The sequence below is a fragment of the Siphonobacter sp. BAB-5385 genome (genome assembly GCF_002261125.1).
GTDB lineage: Bacteria > Bacteroidota > Bacteroidia > Cytophagales > Spirosomataceae > Siphonobacter.
Window position 1 is genome coordinate 12,793 of sequence record NZ_NMPS01000089.1, and the last position, 13,399, is coordinate 26,191.

Below are 13,399 nucleotides of genomic sequence, written 5' to 3' on the forward strand. Positions count from 1 at the left end.
AAACCTGTATGAAACACTTTTTATGGCTCGTACTGCTAGTCAGTACGATGGGGGCTACCATGGCCCAGGATAAATTACCCATTTCCGGGAAAATCACGTCAAAGACCGATGCTCAACCGATCCCTGGAGTAACGGTTTTGGAAAAAGGCACCACCAATGGCACCACCACGAACGAAAAAGGCGAGTATACACTACGGGTTTCGCCGGGGGCAACCTTGCTTTTTTCGTTCATAGGCATGGTTTCTCAGGAAGCCGCCCTGGGTAATTCCAGTGTCCTTGATATGATCCTTGAGGAAGATTTGAAAAAGCTGGATGAAGTCGTCGTCACGGGTTATAAAGCCGAACGCAAGGCCGACCTGACGGGTGCCGTTTCGGTGGTTAAACTGAGCGACATTAAGGATATTCCAACGGCTGACCCCATCAAAAATCTACAGGGACGCGTGGCGGGCATGCAGGTCACGACGAGTGGCTCGCCCGGAGCCACCGCGAGTGTCCGCATCAGGGGCCAGGGAACGCTCAACAATAATGATCCTTTGTACGTCATCGACGGAATTCCTACCAAGGAAGGGCTTCAATCGATCAATCAAAATGATATTGAATCCATTCAGGTACTGAAAGATGCCTCAGCCGCTAGTATCTATGGGTCACGGGCGGGAAATGGCGTGATCATCGTCACCACCAAACGGGCGAAAGCCGGTTTTAGTCGCATTGACTTTAGTTCATTCTGGTCGTTTCAACGGTACCAATCCAAACTCAAGGTATTGAACACGGAGCAGCGGGCCCGCGTATACTGGCAAGCGGCGGTCAATGACGGCGTTACGCCCTCCAGCCCCCTGTACCAATTTAACTCGCATTTGGACGCTCAGGGAAAACCCGTCCTGGACGGCGTAAGCTATCCGGAGTTTATTGACGCCGCTCAAACCATGCGGCCAGCTAATACACGCTGGTTTGACGAAATTTCTCAAACGGGATTGATGCAGTCGTATAACCTGAACTTCTCGAATGGTGGAGAAAAGGGAACGATGCTTTTTTCACTCAATTACCTGGATCATGACGGCATCATCAGGAAAACGAATCTGAACCGCCTCACGCTTCGACTTAATTCAGATTATAATTTCTTACAGGGGAAACTCAAGGTGGGTGAAAACCTGACTTTCGCGAAAACGAGACAAACTTTACTGCCCGAAGGAGAGATCATGAATATGGCCTTGATCCAGCAATCCATCGTACCCGTTCGTACGCTTACGGGTGGCTGGGGTGGACCCGTGGCCAGTATGAGTGATCGGCAGAACCCGGTACGCCTCATCGCCGATAACCAGCAGAACAAGTCGTACGCGGGTCGCCTATTTGGGAATGTGTACGCTGATTTAGAAATCCTGCCCAAACTTCAGCTTCGCACCAGTATTGGCGTGGATTATACGCTCGGCAGTCAGCGAGTCCTTTACAAAGCCTACACGTCAGGATTTTTATCCGACCCGATGAACCGGGCGACAAATACAGAAAACTTTTATGGAAACTGGATTTGGCAGAATACGTTGACGTATAGTTTAGAGCGTAATAAGCATCGGCTTGACTTTTTAGCGGGTACCGAGCGGATTCGCTATAACAACCAGAGTTTCTGGGCCAGTCGCCAGGGCTTTGCTTTACAAACGCCCGAATACATGTACCTGGATGCCGGCTCTGCGAACAAAGACAACGGTGGCTCCGCATTTGGTTACGGCCTCATGTCTTTCTTTGGCAAAGTAAATTACGCACTGGCCGATCGCTATCTGGCTTCGGTAACCGTTCGGCGGGATGGCTCTTCCCGTTTTGGAAGCGACCAGCGGTACGGAACCTTTCCGGCGTTCTCGCTAGGATGGCGATTGAGCGAAGAGAATTTCCTAAAAGACCACGTAACGGCCATTTCCGATTTGAAGTTACGCTTTGGCTGGGGAGTTACTGGAAATCAGGATTTTGCCAACAACGCCATTTATCGCCTGTACGAGTCTAACTACGGCATTGACCCAACCTGGGATTTTGACATCGGAACCGCTTACGACCTAACGGGAGCCAATACGGGCAGCCTCCCTTCCGGGTACCGACTCATTCAGCAAGGAAATGATAAACTGAAATGGGAATCCACGACCCAAACCAATTACGGGATTGACTTCAGTTTATTCGAGTACAAGCTTACCGGATCAGTCGATTATTTTGTAAAGAAAACGAAAGATATTCTCGTCAGTCCGCCTTACCTGGGCGTCGTGGGCGAAGGAGGGAACCAGTGGGTGAACGGAGCTTCCATGGAAAACTCCGGCATTGAGCTGCAACTCGGGTATCAGGGGAAAATTGCCAACAAGGTCAACTTTAACTTGTCAGGTAATATTTCTTCCTACCAAAATAAAGTGACCTACCTGCCCCGGGAAGTCGTAAACTCCTACGGCGGTAATGGTCGGGATGTTACCATTCTGGGAAGATCGATTAATTCTATTTATGGCTACGTCGCCGACGGAATTTTTCAAACCCAGGAGCAGGTAGATTCCTACGCGACCCAGATCGGAAAGGGGGTGGGCCGCATTCGTTACAAAGACCTGAACGGGGATGGCGTAGTAGATGACAGAGATCGGACCTGGATCGGTAACAGTAATCCGAAATTCATGTACGGACTGAACGCTGATTTTTCCTTTAAGGGAATTGATGTAGTGCTTTTCTTCCAGGGCCTACAACGGGCGGATGTTTACAATGATAATAAGCTCCTGACGGACTTTGCCTCGCTGGCTTCGGGCGTAAACTGGGGGGAGCGTACCTTAGATGCCTGGTCGCCGACCAATCCTACATCTACGATTCCTGCCTTAACCCTGACGGATAAGAACAACGAACAGAGAAGATCTTCCTATTTTGTCGAACAGGGTTCGTATCTGAAACTCCGAAACGTACAGGTTGGCTATACCATTCCGGCAACACTTCTCAAGCGGTACCGAATGCAGCAAGCCCGGTTGTATGTACAGGCTCAAAATGTTTTGACGCTTCGCAAGAAAACCGGCAACTCCGCCTACACGGGAGTAGATCCCGAAACTCCGAATGCGACCTATCCCATCCCAGCTGTTTACACACTGGGACTTAATCTATCCTTTTAACCTCGAAATCCGTTATGAAACTAACACGCCTTTTACTGGCTACGCTCCTGATCGTAGCCGGAAATAGCTGCCAGCGAGCCTTAGACGTTGCTCCCAATGCCGTGATTGATGGAGAAGCACTCAATACCCCGGAGAACATTGAAAAATTATGCACCGCTGCCTATGCAGCCATCGGGAATGACCACTATACCGCACCCTTCACCCTGTGGCCCTACGGGAACCTGCGTTCAGGGGATGCCTATAAGGGGGGAGCGGGTACGGCTGATATTAGTGCCTTCCATTTTTACGAAACCTTTTCCTATATCCGGCCCGATCTAAGCGAGAGTGATGTGATCTGGTATCGTTTATATGTATCCATTTCTCGGGCGAATGATGCGTTGAGACGCCTCAATGCAATGAGTGAGGAAGCTTTCCCGAACAAAAAAGTACGACAGGCCGAAATGCGTTTTTTGAGGGGTCATTCCTACTTTGATCTGAAAATCCTGTTCAAGAATATTCCCTATATTGATGAGAGTGTGCTGACTGAGGAGTACGGTAAGATTTCCAACGTTGACTTATCCAATGAAGAAAGTTGGAACAAGATTGCCGATGATTTTCGGTTTGGGTCGGAAAACTTACCCGTAACGCAACCCGAAAAAGGACGGGTCGATCAGATCGCCGCCAAAGCTTATCTGGCCAAAGTGTTACTGTATCAGGCGTATCAGCAGGATGTGAACCATAACGTGACGGGCATTAACCAAGCCAAGCTAACGGAAGTGGTGACGCTTACCGACGCCGTAATCACTTCCGGCCGATACGGTTTGTTTGATGACTTCAGCAAGAATTTCCTGTATGAGTACGATAACGGTACCGAGTCGATTTTCGCCATCCAGCGTTCCAAAAATGATGGAACGCCCAAAGGTCGGCTGGACTGGAGCAGTGCCTTGAGTTATCCCATGAATTCCGAGTACGGATGCTGTGGGTTTCATCAGCCCAGTCAAAATCTGGTCAATGCCTTTCAAACGGATTCGCAGGGCTTACCCCTGTTCGATACGTTCAATCAGAAAGACGTCAAGGAATTGAGCGATTTTCAGCAACATACGTTCGATCCGCGGCTGGACCATACGGTAGCGATTCCGGGCCATCCCTACAAGTATAAGCCCGACTTTATTTATCAGGCCAGCTGGGCACGGGCTCCGGACATTTACGGTTCGTACGCTTCGATGAAAGAAACGGTAGCGTACGACAGTCCGGGTTTTCAGAAAGTACCGCCGTTTATGGGAAGTGCCAAAAACAATATTCTGCTCCGATACGCCGATGTGCTCTTGTGGAAAGCAGAAGCATTGATCGAACTCGGTCGGGAAAATGAAGCCTTGCCTCTCATTAATCAGATTCGGCAGCGGGCGAAGCAAAGTACGGCTCTGCTGAAGGATAAGGCAGGGAAGGCTGTTTCTTCCTACAAGTTGGAAACGTATCAGCCCGGTGTGAACTGTACCTGGAATCAGGCTTTCGCCCGACAGGCTCTGCGTTGGGAAAGACGACTGGAGTTTGCCATGGAAGGAAACCGATTCTTTGATTTGGTTCGGTGGGGGATCGCAGCTGAATACCTGAATACCTATTTCACCCAGGAAAAAATCAAGCGGGAATACCTGAAAGAAGCCCGTTTCACCAAAAACAGGGATGAGTATCTACCCATCCCTTTAAATCAGATTAACTACACGGCTAATTTGTACCAGCAAAACCCGGGCTGGTAATTCTGGAGTCTTTGCTATTTTATCTTTACCGAACTAACGGGGGTTGTACCCCTACTTACTATGAAAAGTTATCTAGTATCGGCCCTTGTTGCCGCATTGATCATAATGGATTCCAGCGTGCAGGCCCAGAGTCCGGCTCCCGCTACTTCCACCGAAAAGTACCGCCCGGCCTTTCACTTTACTCCTCAAAAGAACTGGATCAATGATCCCAATGGACTGGTGTACTATGACGGCGAATATCACCTGTTTTACCAGTACAATCCCCAGGGTAATCGCTGGGGGCACATGAGCTGGGGACACGCCGTGAGTAAGGATTTGCTGCACTGGAACGAACTGCCCGTGGCACTCAACGAGTTTGCCAACCCGGACGGAAAAAGTGTAACCATGATCTTTTCGGGGAGTGCTGTCATCGACTATGGCAACACCAGTAAGCTTTGCCCGACGGGTACAAAAGATTGCATGGTCGCCATTTATACCTCGCACGTCGATGAGAAAGGCAAGGCTTTGGCCCAGCACCAGAGTTTAGCCTACAGTGCGGACAAGGGCCGGACCTGGCAGCAGTATGCGAAGAATCCGGTACTGGAACTGAACACGAACGAGTTTCGGGACCCCAACGTATTCTGGTACGAACCCCAAAAAAATGGGTTATGGCCGCCGTTAAACCGGATGAGTACAGCGTGCTGTTTTTTGAGTCGAAAGACCTGAAATCCTGGAAGCAGATGAGTCGGTTTGGCAAACAGGGGGATCAAAGCAAAATCTGGGAATGTCCTTCGCTGATTCAGGTCCCTATTCTCAATGAGCCGGGTAAAAGCCGCTGGGTATTATTCATTTCTTCGGGACATCGCCAGAAAGGCTACGTGGGGATGCAGTACTTTGTGGGCGATTTTGATGGTACCAACTTTACCCTCGATAAAGAAAATCCCAGGCCTGCTTCTCCTGAATGGGGAAATGTCGTGGACTACGGAAAGGATTATTACGCAGCCATTCCGTACAACCACCTGCCGGCTTCAGCGAAACAACCCGTGATGATAGGCTGGATCAATAACTGGGAATACGCCAATGATCTGCCGACCGAACCATTCAAGGGTGCCATGTCACTGCCCCGGGAAATAGCCCTGAAGCGGACCAGTGAAGGGCTTATGTTAATTCAGCAGCCTAAACTTTCCGGCTTACGAAAGCAGGTACGCTACCAGCAGAAGTCGCTTTCCCTGAACAATGCCAGTCAGGGGATACCGGTAGAAATCGGCTCGCCGTTTGAACTGGAAGTGACGCTGGTACCGGGCCAGTCTCAGACTCAGGGCATCCGCCTTTACAAAAATGGCTCCGAAGAAACGGTGTTATCCTACGAAAGGGGGAACATACACCTGGACCGCCGCACATCGGGAAAGGTGGCTTTCAACCAGCGTTTCCCCAGCGTAGAAGAAGCTCCCGTAACGCTGCAGAACGGAGCAGTGAAGGTACGCATCATTGCCGATGCTTCGGTGCTGGAAGTGTATGTGAATGACGGAGAAGCCGTACTAACGGAGCTGGTGTTCCCGGAAAAGACCAACGGAAAGATTGAACTGTTTACAAAGGATGGTAGCGGTCTATTTAAAGACCTTAAAATCAGATCCCTTGAGTAAATTAATGGTTCGTTAGGTATAATTCTAAAGCATCCTGAAGAGAAGAGCTAATCCGTCAAATCAGCTCTTCTTCTTCAGGATGCTTTAGCTTTTAACCTGTGATGGTTAGCTCCGGTGATAAGTCTGGTATAACAACCAGAATCTGCTCTGAAAGGCTTATGTTACTGAGGACATTGAAAAAAATCTATGGTAGGTAAAGTGCTTCATTTTCTCGAAGAGTCGTTTGCACAAGGTGATGAAGATTAGTATCGATGAAGTTCCCTGGAACAAAGAACAACGAAAGGTAATTGCTCAATTGTCAAACCAGCCCTGGCAGAGATTTCGGATGAGCTTTCAGGAGGGATCGTTAGTAAATCGTTATCGTAAATGAAATAACTAACGTTTAACCAGTTTATAAATCTTACGTTGCTGGTTGTATTGGATTTCTACCAAATACAACCCGGCTGGTAAGGAAGTCAAGACCAGCTCATGACTTAACGCTGTCACATTCATTTGATGGTAAACTACCTGACCCAGCACGGTGTAGACTTTCAAACCATAGGGGTTTCGGCAACGCTCCTGCATCTCAATAATAACCGGGCCCGCCGAAGGATTGGGACCAATCCTGAATACCTGCTCAATCGTACAGTTTTCTCCCAGGCCATCTATCGCTGGCAAGTTCGCAAAGGATTCCTGCAGGAAATTAGGTAAGCCGTATTGGAATCCCCTGTTCGGCCGATCCCTTAGTTGTGGCTCTAAGGTACTAATTTGACAAGCTTCTGCTTTTTCATTCGGTCGGTTGATTACGTAAGGACTAGACGTATAAAGTTTACCGTCTAGTCCTAACTGCAAGGCCCAGGTCAGGCCAATAGGTCTCTCCTGATTCGGATTTTCCTCGCCTGCCACGGGGTTCTGCCCTATAACTACCGGATACGAAAGGTAGGTAGAAGGAAAAGTGCCGTCAGCCAGCACCACGGACAGGTCAAATTGGACAAGCGTTTCAGTAGTGGCAGGTACACGCTGACTATTAACCGTCAGATATAATTTAGAGTTATCTGGCGAAAAGGATACGCCGTACTGATCAAAAAAAGATCCCAGGCTTCGGTAATTAGAGATTTTTCCAGTATTAGCATCAAAATCGTATAATTCGAACGGACGGCTCTCTAGCTCATTGTACACGGCACAGGCCAGCATTTTACCATTCGGAGAAGCTTTTAAGTAACCTGCGGCCTCCGTCAATTGCGGAGTCATGTCATTATGAATGGTACCCATTTGAAAAGTTTGCGGAGCGGAAATCCCCTGATCATTTAGCAGGAAAACATAAAACAGGTCATTGTCGTAACCGTGGGTAATCACCCAGTAATCCCTGCCATTCGTGTGCCGGACCGCAGTTAACTTTTCGGTTACCTGTGGCAGCAATTGGATGTTTTTAGTAGTCGCCAAGACATCTCCTTTTCCACCATCTAGCCTCATGTCTACCAGGCTGTAATACAAACCGGGTGTTTTGTAAATGTCGTAGCGGGGACAGGTGAGGGTAAAGAGATAGTACACCTGTTCATCCGTTACGGAAGGTACAATTAATGCCCCCTGCGTAGACGTTTGAAACCCGAGCAAGTCTTTGCCATGCGGCATGACCTGATGCTGACGGTTCCAAACGGTCACGCCGTCTGAATAAAAAAGTAGATCGCCACTTTGCCGGTGTGAAGTAACGGCAATGGCTTCCGGGCTACTCGATGCTCCATCAAACAGAGGAGTTGGTGGAAAATTACGGAAGCTTAAGCCGACATTACGGCCGTAATACCAATGCGTGGTTTCCTGCTGAGCGAAGACAGGATAGAAGAGTAAGAAGCAGCTAAGAATAAAGACTAATCGTTTCATAAAGCTAAGGTTGCAGTAATCATTAAAGCTAAAATGAATACGAATCCGTTATCGATTCATGATTCAGACATCTCTACTTCGTTGCGTAAATACCGGTACGTTAAAGTAAACAAACAGAGATAGGATCAATACCCATAAAGTAGCAAAGATTATACACTAAATTGCATCAGTTAAACTTTAACCTATGAAAACAACTTCGATTGTACTACTAGTATTGCTTCTGTTCACCCTTAGTTGTCAGAAAAAAGAATCTATTCAACCCAAAAATGATGTAGAATTGCTTTACCAGCGTTTCCATGGGAAATACAAGATCATCAGTGCCACTAGTAATGAGCCCGTTGACGTCAATTTTGACGGGATCTCTTCCAGTAATTTGCTTCAGGAAATAGGCGAATTAAATAACTACGGTAACTTTCTGGAAATCAGAGTTAAAAACGTTGATAAAGCTGTCTTCTTATTCACACAATTTTGGTCAGAACAATATGTGTACACGTATACCGGGACTAATCCAGATTGGAATGGTGCTGATACGCTGAGCTATAACCAGAAGTATAGTGTTCATTACAATCAGCAGGGTTCAGGCTACAGGTTCTCTTTCGCTGATGATTTGAGTCAGATCATAATTACACCTAACGAGAAAGCACATCCAGTGCGTTGGGTTAAGCCTGAATCAGCCTTTATAGAAGCAAAAGATCGAATTCGATTGACAAATAAACGTAGGCTCTATACAAAACAGGGGGTCAGGGAAGTGATCATTACAACCATCTACGAGCGTTTCACCAGCGAAATGTAATGATGAAAGTATGCTTATTTTTATATCAAAATTCCCTGATAGTATCGTATCAGGGAATTTTGGTTTTAGATTGATGGCAAAGCAGATTTCATAAGTATTTTAAAATTTATTTGATCTTTATAAGTAAAGTCAATGGTTCTATAACCCATTAGATGTTAGGTAATAAAAGAGGTAAGACAAAAGTCAAGGTTGCTAAATTGCCCTTTTTAAAGTTACTCCCGGAAGCAGTGTTTAAAAATACCCCAGTTAGGTGAGACAGGATGTTAAAAATTGCTTTTCTGCAATGGAAGCGTTTGGTGTAATACGATCGTCGTTGCTTACCCGTGCTGGTTATCTCAGGTATACTGGCTATCAATCGTAATGGGAGAAAAAGCGACATAGCCAACGAGTTCGGTTTGAGAGTCTGTGACCGGTGAAGAGGTAAGCGGGCTGTTTATCTAAGCCGTTCTACAATCAACGGTTCAGCGTGATCACTGTGGGGATGATCGACAAACGCTTCTTTGATTAGTGGGTAAATAAAGGGGGAGTCAGCCGGTTAGGCTTCTCGAATTCAAATTTTTGTATCCTGGGACTAAATCATAAAGTAAACCTACTAACACGTTAAAGGAATGGCAGGTCAGTCAACGATTACGTATTAAAACTTACGCTATGTTCATAAAAAGGAAAGAACCGCTCCTGTTGAATGGTTCTTTCCTTTTAAAAACAAACGAATATTACCAGGCTCTTAGTAAATCAATCGCTTTCAAGCCCTGAGGGGTTACATAGTGCATACGTTGCTTTCGATATCGGTTTAATGTATGCATAGCTCGTTGATAAATAACTGAATCGATGGCTGCGGCCCGGTAGCCTTTAGGAACCGCGTATGTAAAATAGCCCTGTTTGGCATTGTGCGTAGGAATATGAAAGAAATCACGCTTGACAAACTGACTGGTTTTCTTTTGCTGCTGACTGGCTTGTACAAAAAAGTCAACCGCATGTTTGGGATAGCCGAACAGGTAACCATAGGCCCGGTAACGATCGTGCGGAGCTTCATACTCCGTGAGCAAAACCACCATACCTGCCGAAGCTCCTTCCGTTAAACCCCACTGCCCAAAGAAGGGAGCATACTGTCGAAGTTTCCGGTCCAATACGGATCGTCTGCACACGACCACATCCAGATAGCGTCGATGCCGTTCGTACAACTGATGAAAGGGCATCAGAACAAATTCAAGTTCCGGCCCACTTAGAGCCTTGAGTATCCGCTGCAAGCTGCGAACGGAATCCAGAGCCGCCTGATTCAGAGCTACTTCGGCCGTCCCTTCCGAAAGTGTACTATCTTCCACCGTAAAGGCAAAAGACTTGACCGTACTAATGGGTTTAAGCGTGTCGGCCAGGGTATACAGGGCTTCGTGGTCGAGAGCGTAGTGGAGCAGACTATCGGCCCATCTTTTCTCGGAGGGGTTCAACGCTTCGTAACCCGCAAAAAGAAGTGGGGCCTGACGAGCCGAAGTGGAAGGCATCCGTTGACAAGCCAGCAACAAGGCCATCAAAAGAAACGTATAGATAAGAGCGTGTTTCATTGAGCGTAGTTAAAAAATTGGAGGGTTAAGCTGGTCAGTAGTCGATGTCCCGAAGCGGTTGAACTTAGGGGTTGTTGAAACCATACTCGCCCGCTGATTCGCAGAAAGCCTTTTCGCAGCCGATGATCCAGCCCTAATTCCGTCTCCAGTTCGGCTCGATGGGCACCGAGGTGGTGAAAATCCGGCGTTACCAGTAGGGAAGTCAGTTCCGTAGGGCGTAGGGCTTGATACTGGGAAGCAAGAGTGTAGAAACCCGTCAGATCAGATTCCGTGAAGAAAGACCAGCGAGAAGAAACCGGCCTTCGAAAAATGACCCGGCCTCCGGCTTCCAGCTGATCAATCACCCAGGAAGTTTGATTCAGAATGTTCTGAATGGATTGTCCCTGATAAAAAATTTTGCCTTGAAACTGTCGGCTTTTCAAACCATGCTGCCCTTGCCTGGTCCAGGTAAGGCCGAGGTTCTGATGAGAGGTTCGTACGTTAATGGCCTGAAAAACGGGATCTTCTCCATCCCCGGATTGATAAGTGCCTGAAAGGGAAAGGCGTTGTAACTGGTTGGTTGCCCGCCGTTCCAGTTCGGCTAAGACGGTCCCTTTTCGCTGCGTGTAGCGTCCATTCCAACGGGTGGTCGAAATGCCTTCCAGTCCCTGCTCCTGAAGCTGATGGAGCGTAACGCTTACCAGTAGCGTACGCGTGCGGGTTAGGTGTTTGCCCACTTGCAGGCCCCCGCTCCAGGCGTTGCCCGTGGTAAGTAAGTCGGAGGTGACGACACTGGAGCGGTCAAAACTACCATAACCCCTGAGCCGGTACAACTGCGGGTTTTGGGACGAATAGTAACCCACCTGATTTTCCTCCCGACTGGATTGATACGCCATCCAGCCTCCAACCCAGGTCTGCTCCGATAGGGCCCACTGAACGCCCGGACGCAAGGCAATCGTACGAAAACGATAAAAGGGTTTGGGAGTATTCAACCGGGCTCCCTGTCCCACCTGATACTGCGTAAGCAAACCCAGACGCCATCGGGCTGTCAGTGGATAGGCGGCGGCCAGTTGCAGGTGAATGTGATCCCGTTGCCAGTCCCCGCCAAATTCATCAGCCCAGACAAAAGGATTGCCACTCAGCGGATTAGCCGTATTGCCCCAGCGTTGATCCCGATCTTCGTGTTTCTGATACTCAAAAGAACCCTGTAGTCGCCAGTTATTCAGTCGCTTGAGTCCTTCACTGTGAAAACCCGCCTGCCGGTTTTCGCCCGCCTGCTGGGGACGACGATACGCCCCGGCTTGTCGTAAGACGTGCAGGCCCGTCCGGCTGTAATCAGGCATGGGTACTTCGAGCAGGCCCGCCGGATTACGGGCCTGACTCCAGGTATTTACGGGAACAAGGAATCGATTGCGAACGTACAAAGACGAATCGGATAGCTGGGCCAGAGCCGGGAACCCGGCCAGCCAGCCCAGCAATCCGATCAGATAGCAGGGTTTCATTGAAAGGAGCGGGGCGTGGGTTTACTTAACTTTTCGAAATCACTCCCCGAATTGTTCAAATCCTGTAAAACCCGGCGGCCGTTGAGCGTGGTAGCCGTTTTGCGACGGAAACTCTCGCTGGTATACGTGCCGCTGGCAAACACAAAGCCGGCATCGACGCTGGCCGGAATGCGTTTGAAGGCTCCACTGTTCGCATCCTGTAAGCCCTCAAACGCGTCAATGATTTGCCCGATGGGCAGTTTAATGCGGGGTTCCAGCGAAGCCGCCGAAGGAATGGCCACTTTCTCAAGCGTATTGAAATCGGACGTTCTGAATATCACCAGGCCGGGTCCAAAAACGGGTAAAAGCCAGTCGAAGCCGCCGGTGAAATAGACCCGTTCCAGGTTAGGTACCGAGGGAGAATCTGTATCCCGATTGTCGGGGCGTTGATTATAGGTTTCCCAATCGGCGTTTGCCAGATTAACCGGACTGTTGGGGTTCCCCGCCGGATCAGTCTGATGGTTAATTCCATCCTGAGCAATAAGGATACTCTTGCCGGGTTCGAGTAAATGCTGACGGCCCGTACCCGGAATACGCCATACGCTATTTAGGTACACATGGCGGGTATCGTCTTTAAAATCCGTGGGCGTTGAATTGGGATTAATCTGACCGGATACTCCGTACACATCCGCAATGCACAGGCCATCCAGAGCAATGGTTGAGTCGGAGTTGTTGTAAATTTCAACAAACTGATCTGAAAAGTAATTGCCATTGTTCGGCGTTTTGGAAGCGGTATAGTACACTTCCTTGATGAGCAGTGTTCCCGCCGGAGCCCCCGCCAGCTCCAGGGAAATCGTTTGATTTGAGGAAGCCGTAATCGAAACCGAACGCTGAACGGCATTCAGCGTCAGGGCTTGCCTGAAAACGTTGGTAATTCGTTCCGCGTCGGTAGCGGATAAGGCCTGGGTAGCAGAAACGGTATACGTTCCGGGCAGTACACTGGGAAAGCGAACGGTCCCGTTGGCATCGGTGGTCTGGGCTGGAAGCTTCTCACCACCCGTAGTACTTTCCAGGGTTACGGTAATCCCCGCTCCGGCTTTAACGGCGTAGGTGCTCGGGTACGACACCGTTACGGTCACCGGAAGGGCTTCGACGACGTCTTTGTCGCGGCAGGAAACAAGCAGAAACCCTAAACTTAGCAGCAGGCATGATAAACGCAAATGGGAATAGAATAGTTGAATCATGAGTACAGAGAAATTGAT

9 protein-coding genes are annotated in these 13,399 nt (G+C 48.7%); 5 read left to right on the forward strand and 4 right to left on the reverse strand.

Going from position 1 to position 13,399, the window contains the following annotated elements; genetic code table 11:
* The first annotated feature begins 8 nt into the window (after positions 1-8).
* Genes BWI93_RS08700 through BWI93_RS29495 form a run of 4 tightly spaced genes read left to right on the forward strand, consistent with a single transcriptional unit; the run spans position 9 to position 6,468 of the window.
* Positions 9-3,113 carry a TonB-dependent receptor gene (locus BWI93_RS08700; RefSeq protein WP_094810274.1) on the forward strand — a complete coding sequence of 1,035 codons (3,105 nt, stop codon included), beginning with the start codon at positions 9-11 and terminating at the stop codon, positions 3,111-3,113.
* A gap of 14 nt (positions 3,114-3,127) precedes the next feature.
* A complete protein-coding gene (locus BWI93_RS08705) occupies positions 3,128-4,846 on the forward strand; it encodes a RagB/SusD family nutrient uptake outer membrane protein (protein WP_094810276.1) in 1,719 nt (572 codons plus the stop codon).
* A 60-nt stretch (positions 4,847-4,906) separates the two neighbouring features.
* On the forward strand, positions 4,907-5,551 hold the full coding sequence (locus tag BWI93_RS29490) for a glycoside hydrolase family 32 protein (RefSeq protein ID WP_369679125.1): 645 nt from the start codon (positions 4,907-4,909) through the stop codon (positions 5,549-5,551).
* Entirely contained in the window at positions 5,494-6,468 is a 975-nt protein-coding gene (locus BWI93_RS29495; RefSeq protein ID WP_369679126.1) for a glycoside hydrolase family 32 protein, read from the forward strand. Before BWI93_RS29490 ends, BWI93_RS29495 begins: the two co-directional genes overlap by 58 nt.
* A gap of 375 nt (positions 6,469-6,843) precedes the next feature.
* On the opposite strand, the gene BWI93_RS08715 is transcribed toward BWI93_RS29495, so the two are convergent.
* The gene (locus BWI93_RS08715; protein ID WP_094810279.1) at positions 6,844-8,325 is read right to left on the reverse strand and encodes a T9SS type A sorting domain-containing protein; all 1,482 of its coding nucleotides are present in this window, start codon (positions 8,323-8,325) and stop codon (positions 6,844-6,846) included.
* Between the two features lie 184 nt (positions 8,326-8,509).
* On the opposite strand from BWI93_RS08715, the gene BWI93_RS08720 reads away from it, so the two are divergent.
* On the forward strand, positions 8,510-9,118 hold the full coding sequence (locus BWI93_RS08720; protein WP_094810281.1) for a hypothetical protein: 609 nt from the start codon (positions 8,510-8,512) through the stop codon (positions 9,116-9,118).
* 713 nt (positions 9,119-9,831) lie between these two features.
* On the opposite strand, the gene BWI93_RS08725 is transcribed toward BWI93_RS08720, so the two are convergent.
* Genes BWI93_RS08725 through BWI93_RS08735 form a run of 3 tightly spaced genes read right to left on the reverse strand, consistent with a single transcriptional unit; the run spans position 9,832 to position 13,381 of the window.
* On the reverse strand, positions 9,832-10,677 hold the full coding sequence (locus BWI93_RS08725; protein WP_094810283.1) for a hypothetical protein: 846 nt from the start codon (positions 10,675-10,677) through the stop codon (positions 9,832-9,834).
* On the reverse strand, positions 10,674-12,158 hold the full coding sequence (locus tag BWI93_RS08730) for a DUF6850 family outer membrane beta-barrel protein (RefSeq protein WP_094810285.1): 1,485 nt from the start codon (positions 12,156-12,158) through the stop codon (positions 10,674-10,676). Before BWI93_RS08730 ends, BWI93_RS08725 begins: the two co-directional genes overlap by 4 nt.
* Entirely contained in the window at positions 12,155-13,381 is a 1,227-nt protein-coding gene (locus tag BWI93_RS08735) for a DUF4876 domain-containing protein (RefSeq protein ID WP_094810287.1), read from the reverse strand. The genes BWI93_RS08730 and BWI93_RS08735 overlap by 4 nt, the downstream gene beginning before the upstream one ends.
* Between the last annotated feature and the right edge of the window lie 18 nt (positions 13,382-13,399).

Excerpts from the sequence above, each read along its gene's own strand:
- BWI93_RS08715 (WP_094810279.1), bottom strand. The coding sequence starts at position 8,325 with ATGAAACGATTAGTCTTTATTCTTAGCTGCTTCTTACTCTTCTATCCT.
- BWI93_RS08735 (WP_094810287.1), bottom strand. The coding sequence starts at position 13,381 with ATGATTCAACTATTCTATTCCCATTTGCGTTTATCATGCCTGCTGCTA.
- BWI93_RS08700 (WP_094810274.1), top strand. The coding sequence starts at position 9 with ATGAAACACTTTTTATGGCTCGTACTGCTAGTCAGTACGATGGGGGCT.
- BWI93_RS08730 (WP_094810285.1), bottom strand. The coding sequence starts at position 12,158 with ATGAAACCCTGCTATCTGATCGGATTGCTGGGCTGGCTGGCCGGGTTC.
- BWI93_RS08725 (WP_094810283.1), bottom strand. The coding sequence starts at position 10,677 with ATGAAACACGCTCTTATCTATACGTTTCTTTTGATGGCCTTGTTGCTG.
- BWI93_RS29490 (WP_369679125.1), top strand. The coding sequence starts at position 4,907 with ATGAAAAGTTATCTAGTATCGGCCCTTGTTGCCGCATTGATCATAATG.
- BWI93_RS29495 (WP_369679126.1), top strand. The coding sequence starts at position 5,494 with ATGGCCGCCGTTAAACCGGATGAGTACAGCGTGCTGTTTTTTGAGTCG.
- BWI93_RS08705 (WP_094810276.1), top strand. The coding sequence starts at position 3,128 with ATGAAACTAACACGCCTTTTACTGGCTACGCTCCTGATCGTAGCCGGA.
- BWI93_RS08720 (WP_094810281.1), top strand. The coding sequence starts at position 8,510 with ATGAAAACAACTTCGATTGTACTACTAGTATTGCTTCTGTTCACCCTT.